Source organism: Bacillus sp. AMCV2 (genome assembly GCF_056033925.1).
In genome coordinates, this window is the sequence record NZ_JBVYIB010000002.1 from 1,523,419 (window position 1) to 1,538,894 (window position 15,476).

A 15,476-nucleotide genomic window follows, 5' to 3' on the forward strand; every position below is an offset into this window, starting at 1 on the left:
CATGGCGCAAATGACAATGATTCAAGCAATCACGGATGCGTTACGCACAGAACTGAAAAATGACGAAAATGTCTTAGTTTTCGGAGAAGACGTTGGTGTAAACGGCGGCGTATTCCGTGCGACAGAAGGATTGCAAAAAGAATTCGGTGAAGACCGTGTGTTTGACACGCCACTTGCTGAATCTGGTATCGGCGGTCTTGCCCTTGGTTTAGGCTTAAACGGCTTCCGTCCGGTAATGGAAATCCAATTCTTCGGATTTGTTTATGAAGTAATGGATTCAGTTTCTGGCCAAATGGCTCGTATGCGCTACCGTTCTGGCGGACGCTGGACTTCACCTGTAACAATTCGTTCTCCTTTCGGCGGCGGTGTTCATACTCCTGAACTTCACGCTGACAGCTTAGAAGGTCTTGTTGCACAACAGCCTGGTATCAAAGTTGTTATTCCATCAACTCCTTACGATGCCAAAGGACTTTTAATTTCTGCGATCAGAGACAATGATCCTGTTGTCTTCTTAGAGCACATGAAGCTTTACCGTTCTTTCCGTCAGGAAGTTCCTGAGGAAGAATACACAATTGAGCTTGGAAAAGCTGACGTGAAACGTGAAGGTACTGATCTTTCAATCATCACTTACGGCGCAATGGTTCATGAATCATTAAAAGCTGCTGAGGAGCTTGAAAAAGACGGCATTTCTGCTGAAGTTGTCGACCTTCGTACAGTAAGCCCACTTGATATCGATACTATTATCGCTTCTGTAGAAAAAACAGGACGCGCGATTGTCGTTCAAGAGGCACAAAAACAAGCCGGTATTGCTGCAAACGTAGTAGCAGAAATTAATGACCGTGCGATCCTGAGCTTGGAAGCACCTGTACTTCGCGTGGCTGCGCCAGATACAGTATTTCCTTTCTCTCAAGCGGAGAGCGTATGGCTTCCAAACCATAAAGACGTTCTTGAAACAGCAAGAAAAGTGCTTGAATTTTAATCAAACTGCATAATCGAGAGGGAAGATGAACGTTTTCCCTCTATTATATATCTGTTTTCAATGCTTACGATGTAAACTTTAAAATTGCTTAATCAAACTAGGAGGTCGAGAACTGTGGCATTTGAATTTAAACTTCCAGATATCGGGGAAGGTATCCACGAAGGCGAAATCGTAAAATGGTTTGTCAAGCCTAACGACGAGGTAGACGAAGATGATGTACTGGCTGAAGTCCAAAATGATAAAGCAGTAGTAGAAATTCCTTCACCTGTTAAAGGAAAAGTATTAGAATTAAAAGTTGAAGAGGGAACGGTTGCAACTGTTGGACAAACGATTATTACGTTTGATGCACCTGGTTACGAAGATCTTCAATTTAAAGGCAGCGATGAGTCTGACGATGCGAAAACTGAAGCACAAGTTCAGTCAACTGCAGAAGCTGGACAAGACGTTGCGAAAGAAGAGCAAGCTCAAGAGCCTGCAAAAGCTACTGGCGCAGGACAGCAGGATCAAGCTGAAGTTGACCCGAACAAACGCGTGATCGCTATGCCTTCCGTACGTAAATATGCTCGTGAAAAAGGTGTAGACATCCGTAAGGTTACTGGTTCAGGCAACAACGGACGTGTTGTAAAAGAAGATATCGACAGCTTTGTAAACGGAGGAGCGCAAGAAGCTGCACCGCAAGAAACAGCTGCACCACAAGAAACAGCTGCTAAACCGGCTGCTGCACCAGCTCCAGAGGGCGAATTCCCAGAAACACGCGAAAAAATGAGCGGTATCCGTAAAGCAATTGCAAAAGCGATGGTTAACTCTAAACACACTGCTCCTCACGTAACGTTAATGGACGAAGTGGACGTAACAAACCTTGTTGCACATCGTAAACAGTTCAAACAAGTTGCTGCTGATCAAGGAATCAAGCTGACTTACTTGCCTTACGTTGTAAAAGCTCTTACATCTGCACTGAAAAAATTCCCTGTTTTAAACACGTCAATTGACGATAAAACAGATGAAGTCATCCAAAAACATTACTTCAACATCGGTATCGCTGCTGACACTGAAAAAGGCTTGCTTGTACCGGTTGTGAAAAATGCAGATCGTAAATCTGTCTTTGAAATTTCTGATGAAATCAATGGCCTTGCAACAAAAGCTCGTGAAGGCAAGCTTGCTCCAGCTGAAATGAAAGGCGCATCTTGCACAATTACAAACATCGGTTCTGCCGGCGGACAATGGTTCACTCCGGTTATCAACCATCCAGAAGTTGCGATTCTTGGTATCGGACGCATTGCAGAAAAAGCGATTGTTCGTGATGGCGAAATCGTAGCAGCTCCAGTCTTAGCTCTTTCTCTCAGCTTCGACCACCGTATGATCGACGGAGCAACTGCGCAAAATGCATTAAATCACATCAAGCGTTTACTGAACGATCCACAATTAATTTTAATGGAGGCGTAATGTTATGGTAGTAGGAGATTTCCCTATTGAAACAGATACTCTTGTAATTGGTGCGGGACCTGGCGGCTATGTAGCTGCCATCCGCGCTGCACAGCTTGGACAAAAAGTAACAGTCGTTGAAAAAGCAACTCTTGGAGGCGTTTGTCTGAACGTTGGATGTATCCCTTCAAAAGCGCTGATCAATGCAGGTCACCGTTATGAGAATGCAAAACATTCTGATGACATGGGAATCACTGCTGAGAATGTAACAGTTGATTTCACAAAAGTTCAAGAATGGAAAGCTTCTGTTGTCAACAAGCTTACTGGCGGTGTAGCAGGTCTTCTTAAAGGCAACAAAGTAGATGTTGTAAAAGGTGAAGCTTACTTTGTAGACAGCAATTCAGTTCGTGTTATGGATGAGAACTCTGCTCAAACATACACGTTCAAAAACGCAATCATTGCTACTGGATCTCGTCCTATCGAATTGCCAAACTTCAAATATAGTGAGCGTGTCCTGAATTCAACTGGCGCTTTGGCTCTTAAAGAAATTCCTAAAAAGCTCGTTGTTATCGGCGGCGGATACATCGGAACTGAACTTGGAACTGCGTATGCTAACTTCGGTACTGAACTTGTTATTCTTGAAGGCGGAGATGAAATTCTTCCTGGCTTCGAAAAACAAATGAGTTCTCTCGTTACACGCAGACTGAAGAAAAAAGGCAACGTTGAAATCCATACAAACGCGATGGCTAAAGGCGTTGAAGAAAGACCAGACGGCGTAACAGTTACTTTCGAAGTAAAAGGCGAAGAAAAAACTGTTGATGCTGATTACGTATTGATTACAGTAGGACGCCGTCCAAACACTGATGAGCTTGGTCTTGAGCAAGTCGGTATCGAAATGACGGACCGCGGTATCGTGAAAACTGACAAACAGTGCCGCACAAACGTACCTAACATTTATGCAATCGGTGATATCATCGAAGGACCGCCGCTTGCTCATAAAGCATCTTACGAAGGTAAAATCGCTGCAGAAGCTATCGCTGGAGAGCCTGCAGAAATCGATTACCTTGGTATTCCTGCGGTTGTTTTCTCCGAGCCTGAACTTGCATCAGTTGGTTACACTGAAGCACAGGCGAAAGAAGAAGGTCTTGACATTGTTGCTGCTAAATTCCCATTTGCAGCAAACGGCCGCGCGCTTTCTCTTAACGAAACAGACGGCTTCATGAAGCTGATCACTCGTAAAGAGGACGGTCTTGTGATCGGTGCGCAAATCGCCGGAGCAAGTGCTTCTGATATGATTTCTGAATTAAGCTTAGCGATTGAAGGCGGCATGACTGCTGAAGATATCGCGATGACAATTCACGCTCACCCAACATTGGGCGAAATCACAATGGAAGCTGCTGAAGTGGCAATCGGAAGTCCGATTCACATCGTAAAATAATTTTCATATCAAAAACAGCCCTCGCTCAAAGCGGGGCTGTTTTTTTATTTTGACAGCACATGCTGTAATGGTTTAATGATGTCTTCTTTCTTTTTCACACATCCCTCGATTTTCACCACGACATGGCGCTGATCAACAACCATAAGGGTAGGGACAGTTTCAATCTCATCTTCCCAGCCTTCTTTTTTATCATAGACCTTCATTTTATCTATTTGCTCGGGATAATCTTTTTCTAAATCAAGCAGTGCATCGTAATAAGGCGCTTCCTGGTCTATTTGGTTCTCATCAGAAAAAAACAGGATTTGTGTATGATGAATGTTGTCAATCCGGCTTTTTTTCATCGGATTGATGGTGGAAAGCGTACAGCCCGATAAAGCAAATACTATTATCAGCATGGGGAATACCGCGCGATATCGCATCTATCTTCTCCTCTGTATAAACAGTAGTTAACTAGCTTTAGTTTATCACGAGAGGCGGCTTAATCTGCTTCTTGTTACCTAATTGTTATATAATTGAAACCGTTTTTAAAGTGAGATTACATATTATATCAATCGTTTAAAATAGCAACCTGGGGTATATTGAATTTTTTGCTGCATTCTTGGATGAAAGTTCAAGAAAACGTGAAATTACATTATGTGCTGTGGCATATATATCGAGTAAAGCTTCTGTATGAAGAAGATATTGTATGATGGAAAATGAAAAACAAGGTGAATATGATGATATAAAATAAAATGTGTTATACAGTTTGCTGTTGACATTTTAAATGTGACATATTAATATAATAACAACAAAAGAAATTAAGCGTTTTCAAATTTCAAAGAAATGGGGAATAAGAGATGGGTACGATTGTTTGCCAAGATTGCAACGAAGCCATTCATTACTTTGAAGATGAGAAAGTGACAACATTATACGGAACATGCTGCGGACAATGTCAATGTCCTGTTGATGAAGAGTAAAAAAAGCATGCGGCTTTAAGCCGCATGCTTTTTATTTTTTATTGAATTGCTTTTTGTTCTTTGATGACTCGGATCATATGTAAAGTCGAGTCCTCAGGTCCTTGAACAGGGAGGCCTGCGTCAAGGTTTTTAAAAATGTAGCTGATGTTTTCTTCTGTAATAATTTCTCCTGGAATGAAGATTGGAATACCAGGCGGATATACCATGACAAATTCAGCAATAATCCGTCCGGATGCTTCTTTTAATGGGATGACTTCCGTATTTGCATAGAAAGCATCACGCGGAGTCATTGCCAATAAAGGTATTTCTGGAAGCAGAACCTCAGTTTGCTGATGTGTTACATCTTGTTCTGACATTTGCTGTGCGATCTCAGTTAAAGCCTCTACAAGCCGGTCTGCATCATTTTGGCTGTCACCAGGAGTGAAAATACACAAAATATTGTACAGATCAGAAAGCTCAACCTCAATATTAAAGGATTCACGAAGCCATTTTTCCACGTCATGTCCTGTCAGGCCAAGACTTTTCACAGAGATAATCAATTTTGTCGGATCATAGCTGTAAGCTGCTTTCGACCCAAGAATCTCAGAACCGACACAATAAATGCCTTCAATCTGGTTGAGGCGATCTCTCGTCTGATTGGCAAGCTTTAGTGTTTCCTCAGCAAGCTGGTGGCCTTCTGTTGCAAGGCGTTTTCTGGCAACATCCAAAGAAGCGAGAAGCAAGTAAGAAGTTGACGTAGTTGTCAGCATGCTCAGTATGGATTGCACTCTGTCTTTTGATACAAGACCCTCTCTCATGTTTAAAATCGAACTTTGCGTGAGTGATCCGCCCAGCTTGTGTACACTTGTCGCTGCTATGTCCGCTCCTGCCTGCATAGCCGATAGCGGCAATTCGTCGTGAAAATGAATGTGAACGCCGTGTGCTTCATCCACAAGCACTGGCACATCAAACGAATGAGCGAGTTCTACGATGCTTTTTAAGTCGGCTGCAACACCGAAATATGTCGGGTTGATGACGAGAAGCCCTTTTGCATCCGGATGTTCGGTAAGCGCCCGTTTAGCAGATTCAAGTGTAATGCCGTGGGAGATGCCCAATTCATTGTCAATTTCAGGATGAATAAAAATTGGAACCGCTCCGGAAAATACAATAGCTGTCATAATTGATTTATGAACATTTCTTGGAATAATAATTTTATCGCCAGGTCCGCAAACAGCCATTACCATTGTCATAATGGCGCCGCTTGTTCCTTGAACAGAAAAAAATGTGTGATCCGCGCCAAATGCTTCAGCAGCCAGATCTTGTGCTTGTTTAATAATGCCTTTTGGCGCGTGCAGATCGTCTAATGGTTCAATATTAATCAAATCTATGCTTAACGCGTTTTCACCGATAAATTGTCTGAATTCTGGGTCCATTCCTGCCCCTTTTTTATGGCCGGGAATGTGGAATTGAACAGGCTGTCTGCTTGCATGCTTTTTCAGTCCTGTGTATAAGGGTGTTTCATGTTGCGACAATTGTTTTCCCACCTTTGTAATCATACCTATGCATAATAGTGTGTATTAAAATCAGTTTCTCAACCGTTTTTTAGACGTAAAACAAATGAATTATATTATGAACTTGAAAGAATGTAAAGAACAATTTATGATCAAATGAAGATGCTTTCTCTTAAGGGAAGTAAATCTATAAGGAGTGAAGAAAATGGAGTATCAATATCCGATGAATGAAGATTGGACAACCGAAGAAGCAGTGGATGTGATTGCATTTTTCCAGCAGGTTGAGCTTGCATATGAAAAAGGGGCGGATCGTGAAGAACTGCTTAAAGCTTACCGCCGTTTCAAGGAAATTGTACCGGGGAAGGCCGAGGAAAAAAAGCTATGCGGCGAGTTTGAGGAACAAAGTACATATTCTCCTTATCGCACGGTCAAACAGGCGAGAGAATCTGATCACGCGAAGATTAAAATGTAAGAAAAAGAGCCGGGGGATATCCCGGCTCTTTTTTATGCTTGTGATACTTTTTGGGTGAGACGGTACAGAAAAGCCAGCTGCTTAAAGGCATCGTCGATACGCTGAAGGAATTCCTGGTTATTCATATTCAGCACTTCTTCTTTTTGGAGCTGGATGCCGCATAACAGCTCAGCTTTCTTTACAGTCTGCAAACGCTCAAACAGTGTCTTTAGCTGTTCCTTGTCCATTTCAGACTGTTTATGTACTCCCGGTTTTGTGTGATCTGCAGACCAAACGAAGCTGTCAGGGATATTTTTCGTAATGGTTTCTTGGTTCACTTCAAGCAATTTGCCGTATTCTTCTTTGATAGGGGATTCATAAATAATCGCGAACCACACAAAGACGTGGCTTTCCCATAAACCAATTTGGAAATGCGGCAGTTTTTTATAGCCTCTTTTGCTGTTTGCGAACGCCACCCAGCTGTCAGCCGGAGGATTGACGGATCTTCTTGCGTGCTTTGCCACATGCGGAAACATTTCATCTCCGGTTAAAGCTGATAAAGTTGGGGCAAAATGTTCGCCTAGAGCTGTAAGCTTCGGACGGACCGTCTCTTTTAATACTTCCATGCGCGCGTCTAAGCCTTCTATTGTAAATGTGTTAAAGTCCTCTTCAGTGAAACGCATTTGTGTCATGATTTTCCTCCTTCATGCTAAGTATACATATTTTATCACAGTTCATACGAGCTTCAAAAAGATTGAGTGCGTTTGAAGTAAGGGGAAATGTGGTAATAAACGAATAGGTAAACACACAATTTTCAGAATCATGTTGCGCGTAAATAGAACAATCATACGATATAAGAAGTAATCATTGTTGAATGGCAAAATGGGATGCTTTTTTACAAACAAATGATCTCTGGAAGGGGCGAAAGACAATGAGGCAAGTTGTAAAAGAGGGATTTAAGGAAGAGAAAAACAATCGTGTTGCTGTCTGGAGACTAGAGGTTGATTATGAATTGGCAACCCTATATGAAGCAATGCAGAAAGAAAATGAAGAGCAGATTGAACAAAGCAAAAACAAACTTGAGCGACTTAGAAAAGAATGGATTCGTCTTAACGGGTAAAAAAGCGATAGTGAAAACGAACCGCATGAATGGTTCGTTTTTACGTGAGAAGGGATATTTTTCATTTTCCTTGCTTTTTCATTGCCGTTATCAGTATCCTATAAAATAAAAGGTCTACATAGAAGAGAGGTACGAACGAATGACAAATTGGACGGAAATTGATGAGATTGCAAAGAAATGGATAAGAGAAGCAGGCGCGAGAATTACACAATCCATGCATGAAAGCCTAACAATTGAAACGAAATCAAATCCGAATGATTTAGTCACCAATATTGACAAAGAAACCGAAAAGTTTTTCATTGATCGAATTCAAGAAACATTTCCGGGACATCGGATACTCGGTGAAGAGGGGCAAGGAGACAAAATCCACTCACTTGAGGGAGTCGTATGGATTATTGATCCGATTGATGGGACGATGAATTTTGTGCACCAGCAAAGAAATTTTGCGATTTCCATTGGGATTTTTGAAAACGGTGAAGGGAAAATCGGTTTAATTTATGATGTGGTGCACGATGAGCTGTATCACGCTTTTAGCGGCAGAGGGGCTTATATGAATGAAACGAAGCTGGCTCCTTTAAAAGAAACCGTCATTGAAGAAGCGATTCTTGCCATTAATGCAACATGGGTAACGGAAAACAGAAGAATTGATCAAAGTGTGTTAGCGCCACTTGTGAAAAGAGTCAGAGGCACACGCTCCTACGGTTCTGCCGCTTTAGAGCTGGCAAATGTCGCGGCAGGAAGAATAGATGCTTACATCACGATGCGGCTTGCGCCATGGGACTACGCAGCTGGCTGTGTGCTGTTAAATGAAGTAGGAGGCATCTATACGACCATTGAAGGAGAGCCGTTTACCTTTTTAGAAAACCACAGTGTGCTAGCCGGAAACCCATCTATACATAAAACGATATTTGAAGAGTATCTTCATGCTGGGAAGTAGGCCATTTGAGCAGGATGATCTCAGCTTGTTAGAAAAGCTCGCGGAGGCTCATCCTGTATGGAAAGAGGAGGAGTTTGGAGATAAAGATGCAGAAGACTATATCATCTCCTATTCCATGTACAACGGGTCATGGCTTGTATGGGAAAAAGACGGTCTGCCTGTTGCCGTCAGCTACCATCTCGAGTGGTCTCCTTCAAACGGTAAGCCGTGGCTCGGAACGGTCCTGATTGACCCGGCTGAAGAAAAAAAGGGACATGCGAAGATGATCATTGAACAGATCAGCAAATTGCTTAGAGCCAAACACAAAGCGATGTTTGCGGGAGTTCCCATTGAGCGCAGGGAATGGATACTGTTTTTAAGCCAATGCGGCTTTGAACAGCTGAAAACGGAAAAAGATGAGAAAGGCAAATCATTTATGATCTTGGTGAAGCCTTTAGCAGAAGATTCCATATGATAACGGCAGCTTATTTGCTGCATGCGGGTTCAATAAAAAGCCTCTCAAACATTGAGAGGCTTCTGATGATTTGAAAATTATTTTTTTACCGCATGAATATAATGAATCGTTTCAAACGCTGACAAATTGTCTTTTCGATTACTAAAGAAAAGGTCATTGATGTCGTCTGGTGATAGATGTTCATAGATCAGTAAACCAGATGACTCTAACAGATGTTCAATCTCTTGATAAGTGAAACATGATTTCATCGGTTCTCCGCTTGCGGCAGCCATCTTCACCATATGTTCAACTCGATTCGACGTCCCTTTTGCTGTAAAAAGTGTTTCGTCTGCATAATCAAAAACAATAGAGCTTCCAGGCGGGACATGAGAAAATAAATTGCTGATCAAGCTTGCATTTTCTTCCCGTGTTACATAATAAGACACTCCGAGAAGGCTGAAGAATGTTTTTGTGTTCTTAAATCCTTCATCTAAGAGAGGATCATACGAAAACGTATTGGTGAAATCCATAGGAACAAAATGAAGATGATCCGGAATTGTCAGATTTGCATCCTTCAGCTTATTTTTTTTCAATTGCTGTGTAGCCGGATGGTCAACCTCGAAAACCTGTAAGCTGTTTTCTAATTCTGGATGCCGAAAGCAGAAAGTATCCAGCCCTGCTCCAAGAATGACATACTGTTTTGCTCCCAGCATTAATTCGTTGTGCAAGACTTTTTCACAATAAGAAGCACGTGCTAGGGGCGTGGGAGACAGCTGGATTTGTGCAACCCATTTTAATATTTTTTCAGGATCATTTTGGAAACGTTCGGCGATCTCTTTGTTGAAAAACGATATTCCTTGAATCATATTTTTACTGATGTCGATAAACTCTTTTTCGTTAATGAGATCTTTTGCGATAAAATCATCAAAAATAAGTGGTGTGTCATATCGGCTGTGATATGCACGGGCAAAAGCTGAAATCAAAGACGTTAAGCTGGACTCATTTTTCCTCATGAAATGATCCTCCACAAAAAATAAGATTCCCCTGGCCAGGAGAATCTTATTATACATACAAATATATTAATAGTAAATTTTAGCATAAATAAATTTTTTTGTCAATGTTTTTGCTCTTAATTGGACGCGCGATCCTTTACATAGCCACGTGACCTGGAGCAGAATTCGTCTATCAATTATGTGGACTGAATCATTAGCTTTTATAAAATGCGTACTTGCGGCTGCATCCCTCTTTTTGCAAATCAGGAGCGGTTTCTGTCTCATGGCAGCATCTTTTCGTCGTTTCTGCTGAGAGAGAAATCAAGATATGTAACAAAAAAAGCCTGAGAAATCTCAGGCTTTTCCTAATATTACAATCCAACAGCATTCCAGGCTGCTTCAACTTTAGCGGCATCAGTTGAGCCGTAGAGGTCACGGGCAGACTGAATGAGAGCTGCCTTGGCATCTTTGAACGTGGAAGAAGGCGTGAGGTACGTTGTTAACGCACGGTAATAGATTTGCTGTGATTTAGATACACCAAGTTTTGTGATGGTGTTGTAAGCGGCTTTGTTTGGAATTCAGGCTGTTTGTGTGTACACCGCCATAATCGCCTTCATCTGTGTTTGGAAGGTTTCTGTAATTGGCGTAATTGTCAGGCTGGTTGTATTTTGTAGGGTTGGACAGGCTGCGAAGAGCAGGCTGGCTGACCGTAATGTCTTCACCGATGTCCCAGTCTTCTGTATCGTTAAAATACCCGAATACGTCAGAGAAAGACTCGTTTAATGCACCTGGCTGATTTTCATAAATCAAGTTGGCTGTTTCTTGGGTGACGCCATGTGTCATTTCATGCGCTGTCACATCTAATGAGCCGGAAAGCGGAGAGAAGAATGAACCGTCGCCATCACCGTAAATCATCTGGTCTCCTGTCCATGCAGCGTTATTGTATTGAGTGCCGTAGTGAACGGAAGAAACGATTTTACTGCCTTTGTTATCATAGCTGTTTCGTTTAAAGTTTGAATAAAAATAATCGTACACTTTACCGAGGTTATAGTGTGCGTCAACGGCTGCCCGCTGTGATGAAGATGTAAATGTTTTCGTTGTGCTTGAGACAAGCGTGCCCGGAAGGCGGCTTTGTCTGTTTTGCAAATCATATGTGATGATTTGGGTGCCTGTTGGTTTTGAAAGATCTCTTAGAACATATTTTCCGCCTTCATAAGAGATGTTCAAAGGAACAGTTGCGCCCTTTAGAGTTGTTCCGCTTCCAGTGGCGGCGGCATGTTCTACTTTATTTTGCTGTTTTAAAATGCTGCCTGTTTCGGCGTCAACTAAGACTTCCCAGTTTGCAGGTTCAGGCTCGACATAGCGAATCGTCACGTCGTAAGCAAGACGATAGCTGCCGTCTTTTGTTTCTATCGCTTTCAATTCGGCTTTATTGCTGTTTTTGGCCGCTCCGTTAGAAACAGCGTCTGGTGATTTGCCGATAGCTTTGAAAGCGAGTGCCAGCGCTTTTTCAGAAGAGACTTTTTGGCTGTTATCTGTTTTTGCAGCAGATTGATTGTGTAATTCACCATTGACCGCATAGACATTATCGGATTTATCGACGTGAACGATCACTTGCGAATCTTTAATTGGCACTCCGTTAACGACAGGCGCATATCGAAAGTGCTTGTATCCAAGGGCATCAGTCGTGCTTTCAACAAGCTTCAGCCTTTTGGAAGGGTCACCTTTAAAAATGTTGCTGTTCTTTTTCAAAAACTGCTTGACAGCCTTGTCATTTGGTGCAGAGAGTTCTGATTGCGCAATCGCGTTTTTGGAGAGGAAATTTGTTTGATTCTCTTTAAGCTGATGACCTTCAGCAGCCTGAACACCAGGAAGGCTGATTGATAAACTCATAAACGAAGCAGCGACAGCAACAGACAATTTCTTACCTAAACCCACAATAAATCCCCCTTTTTGAAAATACTGAAAACTTTATATTGTTATATTAAACTAGCATTCTGGAATACTCAACAAAAACTAACATAACTAGACAAAATTGATAGTATTGTCCTGTGTTTGTTTTTGTTGAATAATATCAAGATGAGTCAAGTGTCATGTGATGGTTCATTCAAGAGTTCTGTTTTTTACATATCAAGGGGAAGATGAGATATTTTTGTTTCATCTTGAAACTTTTTGAAAAGTCCGCTGTCTAACCGAATGAGGCCTTAATAAGAAGTAAAGGATTGTTGTTTGTGTTGGAGTTATTCAGTCATTATGTATTGCATTTCGAACGTTATTTTATATTAAGCAGACAAAGCACTTTGCTGATTCAATGGTCAATTGTTGTTCTGGCGGGCTTATATCTTTTGGTGCATCATCCCAAAATAAACCGGCAGCGCACAATGTTCTTGGCGGGTGTTATATTGCGGATTGTGCTGCTGGCGGGAGTGTCTGTTGAACTTATTCACCAGGTGCAATCAACAAACTTCACCAGCGCTTACTTAAGAGAGGACGGAAAAGAACTGCTGCCGCTGCTGCATTTTTTGTTATACGGATATGTGCTGCTGACGGCTTTTCACTATATGCTGATGCCGCGTGATCATGGCGGAAAGGGTATGTTTTATACGTTCGATCTGGCCGTTGTCAGTTTGCCAATCGTACAAATGATATTCAGTTTCTTTTCGTATTGGAAGAAATACCCGGATGGGATGGAGCCGATTGCATTCGTGTTTCTGTTTTTCATCATCACTCTTCCCATTGCGTTGAATGTTGTGTTTTTCAAGCTGTATTGGAGAACAAATAAGATTTTACTAGGCATATTTTATACGCTGATTATCGGACTGCTTGTCTTGCTGCTTGCGCCATATCCAAATCAAATCTCAAAAGATTATGGTGCAGTAATGCCATATACGATTTATTTGACAATGGCGGGATTTTTGATGAGCTATCATCTGTTCCAAAAGTCAGGAAAGGTTTATGTGCGTGTGAATAAGTGGCTGACGATGGCTGTCATGGTGTTTTTTGTCCTGCTGTTAAATCCGATATATAACATAGGAACGGCTGCTTTCGCTGTATCAAAACCGATAAATGTCCATGATTCATTCAATTATGTCGGGGAGCACATTTCATCAGAAAAAGCGGAACAGATACTAAAGTCATTTTTTCCTACGGATGAAACACTTTATTTGCATGGTACAAACATGGATGTGCATTATTTCTACTCATTTGAAAGCAAAGGTTATAAAGCTGAGGTAGATGAAGTATCGCAGCTGATTCGTAATTATGAATACTTACAAAAAGCACATGGAAAAAAGCTAACGAATCAGGAGTACAAGCTAAAGTCCATCGCATTCCTTGAGCGACACGGACGTGTGTTACATAAGGATCATATCGAAACAAAGGTATCTCAAGAAGACGGCCAAACAGTCGTACGTATTTACCTGAAAAATCAACTTCATAAAAAAGATCATGCTGATGATGGCGCGGTATTTTATTGGGAAAAGGAAACCTTAATGGGTTTTAGTGAAGATCCTTCGATTTATCAGCTTGACTCTCTTCTGCATGTTCATATAACAGAACAAGACATTCAAGACAAAGTGGAACAAATGTTTACAGTACTGAACATCTCAAAACAGCCTTATCAGATCACTGATATTGAAAGCAATAGCCTGCTCGGAAGCATGGTGAGAGTGGAAACAAAAGGTGGAATTGTTTTGGAATTTGAGGGCGAATCCGGTTGTTTACATAGTCTTTCGCTTCCGATGAAAAAGAATATCTCAATGGCTAACAGCCGACTGCAGCATCAGATATTATCGATCTTCGATGCTCGTGGATCAGAAAAGAAGAAAAAAAGCAGTCAGGGTGACATGGTGATGTATACTGATTCTTCTAAAACATATGAGTTTTTTGAAGATCAAGGTCAGCTAAACGTTTATGTATACAGCGATACACCTGATCAGTCATTCCCCTATACGTATCGTAATGGAACATTGGCTTACGAAAAAGTAGCTTCTCTATATCAGGATGTCATTTACAAAAAGCGTATGCGTCCGATTATCGTTCAAAGAGGGGATGAACGGCATTATGCATGGCTGATCATTATTCAGCCGTTTGATTCAAATCGCCATGATGCCTATGTAGTGGATGGAGAAACACAAGAGGTGAAATGTCTTTATGAATCATAAAGAAAAAGAGTCTGTTTTTGTAGACTTATACGACCTGTATAAAGAAGGAGAGCTAGAGGATGAATCAATGGAATGGATGAAACAGCATGAATCCCTATTTCAAAAGAATGCGGAAGACTTAAAGAGTAAAACTTGTTTAAAGAGAAGTCCCGGTGCTGAAGAAGAAAGCCAAATCAGATATATGAAAGTATACCTGTCTTCCATGTATATCTGTTTCATTTTATTGGCCATTTGGATGACGGTGTGGTTTCACTTTTAATGAAGCATAAGGATTCCATTGAGGACTTGTATCGGCAGTATTATCAAGAAATTTTAAATTATTTATTCAGAAGGACTCATCACCTTGAAACAGCCAAGGACTTAGCGCTGGACACGTTTGTGAAAGCTCTTAACGGTCTGGCTTCGTTTAGGGGGCATTCTTCCATCAGAACATGGCTCTACACCATTGCGCATCATACCTTTATCAATTGGTACCGCAGGGATGTCAAATACCAATTTATTGATATCAGCAAAAATGAAGGGTTAACGCAAACAACTTATGAGCAGCCTGAACAGTATCTGTCACGGACGGTGAAAAGCGAAACACTGCGGCAGGAGTTCCTGAAGTTAAAAGATCAGCATCAATCCGTTTTGATTTTAAGAGAATTCCAAGAGCTTTCTTATGAAGAAATCGCTGAGATATTAGGATGGAGTCTTTCTAAGGTGAAAACCACATTGCACCGGGCTAGATTAGAGCTAAAGAAAAACATGACGAAAAGTAGAGAGGAGGAGCGGATATGACCTGCTTTCTAGTAAGAGACCTGCTTCCTCTGTATCTTGAAGGTGATTGTAAAAGAGAAACGGAACACGTTATAGAAGAGCATTTAAAAATGTGCAGCAGCTGCAGAGACATGTATGACACGATGGCTGAGCCATTTGAATTGGAAAGCGAACAGGCCGTTGAGGAGGCTTTTCTGCCGGAAGAAGAACTGCGTTTTAAACAGAGGTACTATGGTTTACTGATCATGAAAGCTGCCTGCTGGTTTGGAGCGGCGGTTGCCATGATGCTGATCATCAAACTGCTGATATAAAAAAGCGCTTGTCCGATTCCGGCAA

The 15,476-nt window shown here is 41.6% G+C and carries 16 protein-coding genes and 1 pseudogene; 12 read left to right on the forward strand and 5 right to left on the reverse strand.

The genetic code is table 11. The features are described from left to right. The first annotated feature begins 1 nt into the window (after position 1). From pdhB to lpdA, 3 genes are all read left to right on the forward strand, one after another. Positions 2-979 (forward strand): pyruvate dehydrogenase complex E1 component subunit beta, encoded by a 978-nt coding sequence (gene pdhB, locus AC0OMA_RS08085; RefSeq protein ID WP_014113660.1) that lies wholly within the window; start codon positions 2-4, stop codon positions 977-979. Positions 980-1,093: 114 nt separating this feature from the next. After that, positions 1,094-2,422, forward strand: coding sequence for a pyruvate dehydrogenase complex dihydrolipoyllysine-residue acetyltransferase (gene pdhC, locus AC0OMA_RS08090; RefSeq protein WP_003232311.1), 1,329 nt, complete (start codon positions 1,094-1,096; stop codon positions 2,420-2,422). A gap of 4 nt (positions 2,423-2,426) precedes the next feature. Beyond that, positions 2,427-3,839 (forward strand): dihydrolipoyl dehydrogenase, encoded by a 1,413-nt coding sequence (gene lpdA / locus AC0OMA_RS08095; protein ID WP_003232309.1) that lies wholly within the window; start codon positions 2,427-2,429, stop codon positions 3,837-3,839. Between the two features lie 44 nt (positions 3,840-3,883). Here lpdA and slp read toward each other — a convergent pair whose 3' ends face one another. Beyond that, on the reverse strand, positions 3,884-4,258 hold the full coding sequence (slp, locus tag AC0OMA_RS08100) for a peptidoglycan-associated lipoprotein Slp (RefSeq protein ID WP_003245672.1): 375 nt from the start codon (positions 4,256-4,258) through the stop codon (positions 3,884-3,886). A gap of 417 nt (positions 4,259-4,675) precedes the next feature. Here slp and AC0OMA_RS08105 point away from each other — a divergent pair, with 417 nt between their 5' ends. Next, complete coding sequence (locus tag AC0OMA_RS08105; protein WP_003232305.1) at positions 4,676-4,795, forward strand: GapA-binding peptide SR1P; 120 nt, start codon at positions 4,676-4,678, stop codon at positions 4,793-4,795. A gap of 38 nt (positions 4,796-4,833) precedes the next feature. On the opposite strand, the gene speA is transcribed toward AC0OMA_RS08105, so the two are convergent. Beyond that, positions 4,834-6,306 carry an arginine decarboxylase gene (gene speA, locus AC0OMA_RS08110; RefSeq protein ID WP_014479695.1) on the reverse strand — a complete coding sequence of 491 codons (1,473 nt, stop codon included), beginning with the start codon at positions 6,304-6,306 and terminating at the stop codon, positions 4,834-4,836. Positions 6,307-6,490: 184 nt separating this feature from the next. Between speA and AC0OMA_RS08115 the strand changes: the two genes are divergently transcribed. Beyond that, complete coding sequence (locus tag AC0OMA_RS08115) at positions 6,491-6,757, forward strand: UPF0223 family protein (RefSeq protein ID WP_003245382.1); 267 nt, start codon at positions 6,491-6,493, stop codon at positions 6,755-6,757. A gap of 32 nt (positions 6,758-6,789) precedes the next feature. On the opposite strand, the gene AC0OMA_RS08120 is transcribed toward AC0OMA_RS08115, so the two are convergent. Beyond that, positions 6,790-7,428 carry a YktB family protein gene (locus AC0OMA_RS08120; RefSeq protein WP_015252167.1) on the reverse strand — a complete coding sequence of 213 codons (639 nt, stop codon included), beginning with the start codon at positions 7,426-7,428 and terminating at the stop codon, positions 6,790-6,792. A 239-nt stretch (positions 7,429-7,667) separates the two neighbouring features. Here AC0OMA_RS08120 and AC0OMA_RS08125 point away from each other — a divergent pair, with 239 nt between their 5' ends. The 3 genes from AC0OMA_RS08125 (at position 7,668) to AC0OMA_RS08135 (ending at position 9,247) form a co-directional block, all read left to right on the forward strand. After that, entirely contained in the window at positions 7,668-7,856 is a 189-nt protein-coding gene (locus AC0OMA_RS08125; RefSeq protein ID WP_009967148.1) for a hypothetical protein, read from the forward strand. 139 nt (positions 7,857-7,995) lie between these two features. Further along, positions 7,996-8,793, forward strand: a complete 798-nt coding sequence (gene suhB / locus AC0OMA_RS08130; RefSeq protein ID WP_015383566.1) for an inositol-1-monophosphatase — start codon at positions 7,996-7,998, stop codon at positions 8,791-8,793. Between the two features lie 25 nt (positions 8,794-8,818). Next, positions 8,819-9,247: a GNAT family N-acetyltransferase gene (locus AC0OMA_RS08135; protein WP_474222428.1), complete on the forward strand. Its 429-nt coding sequence runs from the start codon at positions 8,819-8,821 to the stop codon at positions 9,245-9,247. A 77-nt stretch (positions 9,248-9,324) separates the two neighbouring features. Here AC0OMA_RS08135 and AC0OMA_RS08140 read toward each other — a convergent pair whose 3' ends face one another. After that, positions 9,325-10,239: a class I SAM-dependent methyltransferase gene (locus tag AC0OMA_RS08140; RefSeq protein ID WP_015483184.1), complete on the reverse strand. Its 915-nt coding sequence runs from the start codon at positions 10,237-10,239 to the stop codon at positions 9,325-9,327. Positions 10,240-10,589: 350 nt separating this feature from the next. After that, positions 10,590-12,156: pseudogene (gene nprE / locus AC0OMA_RS08145) on the reverse strand (neutral metalloprotease NprE). Between the two features lie 284 nt (positions 12,157-12,440). Between nprE and AC0OMA_RS08150 the strand changes: the two are divergent. Genes AC0OMA_RS08150 through ylaD form a run of 4 tightly spaced genes read left to right on the forward strand, consistent with a single transcriptional unit; the run spans position 12,441 to position 15,451 of the window. Continuing rightward, complete coding sequence (locus AC0OMA_RS08150; protein WP_474222030.1) at positions 12,441-14,381, forward strand: hypothetical protein; 1,941 nt, start codon at positions 12,441-12,443, stop codon at positions 14,379-14,381. Then, positions 14,371-14,640: a hypothetical protein gene (locus AC0OMA_RS08155; protein WP_322839600.1), complete on the forward strand. Its 270-nt coding sequence runs from the start codon at positions 14,371-14,373 to the stop codon at positions 14,638-14,640. The genes AC0OMA_RS08150 and AC0OMA_RS08155 overlap by 11 nt, the downstream gene beginning before the upstream one ends. Continuing rightward, positions 14,640-15,161: an RNA polymerase sigma factor YlaC gene (ylaC, locus tag AC0OMA_RS08160; protein ID WP_322839634.1), complete on the forward strand. Its 522-nt coding sequence runs from the start codon at positions 14,640-14,642 to the stop codon at positions 15,159-15,161. Before AC0OMA_RS08155 ends, ylaC begins: the two co-directional genes overlap by 1 nt. Next, on the forward strand, positions 15,158-15,451 hold the full coding sequence (gene ylaD, locus AC0OMA_RS08165) for an anti-YlaC sigma factor ylaD (RefSeq protein WP_015383572.1): 294 nt from the start codon (positions 15,158-15,160) through the stop codon (positions 15,449-15,451). Before ylaC ends, ylaD begins: the two co-directional genes overlap by 4 nt. Positions 15,452-15,476: the final 25 nt, after the last annotated feature.

Coding starts and splice junctions, on each gene's coding strand:
- ylaD (WP_015383572.1), top strand. CDS start 15,158: ATGACCTGCTTTCTAGTAAGAGACCTGCTTCCTCTGTATCTTGAAGGT.
- AC0OMA_RS08105 (WP_003232305.1), top strand. CDS start 4,676: ATGGGTACGATTGTTTGCCAAGATTGCAACGAAGCCATTCATTACTTT.
- AC0OMA_RS08140 (WP_015483184.1), bottom strand. CDS start 10,239: ATGAGGAAAAATGAGTCCAGCTTAACGTCTTTGATTTCAGCTTTTGCC.
- AC0OMA_RS08115 (WP_003245382.1), top strand. CDS start 6,491: ATGGAGTATCAATATCCGATGAATGAAGATTGGACAACCGAAGAAGCA.
- lpdA (WP_003232309.1), top strand. CDS start 2,427: ATGGTAGTAGGAGATTTCCCTATTGAAACAGATACTCTTGTAATTGGT.
- pdhB (WP_014113660.1), top strand. CDS start 2: ATGGCGCAAATGACAATGATTCAAGCAATCACGGATGCGTTACGCACA.
- AC0OMA_RS08155 (WP_322839600.1), top strand. CDS start 14,371: ATGAATCATAAAGAAAAAGAGTCTGTTTTTGTAGACTTATACGACCTG.
- suhB (WP_015383566.1), top strand. CDS start 7,996: ATGACAAATTGGACGGAAATTGATGAGATTGCAAAGAAATGGATAAGA.
- AC0OMA_RS08125 (WP_009967148.1), top strand. CDS start 7,668: ATGAGGCAAGTTGTAAAAGAGGGATTTAAGGAAGAGAAAAACAATCGT.
- ylaC (WP_322839634.1), top strand. CDS start 14,640: ATGAAGCATAAGGATTCCATTGAGGACTTGTATCGGCAGTATTATCAA.
- slp (WP_003245672.1), bottom strand. CDS start 4,258: ATGCGATATCGCGCGGTATTCCCCATGCTGATAATAGTATTTGCTTTA.
- AC0OMA_RS08120 (WP_015252167.1), bottom strand. CDS start 7,428: ATGACACAAATGCGTTTCACTGAAGAGGACTTTAACACATTTACAATA.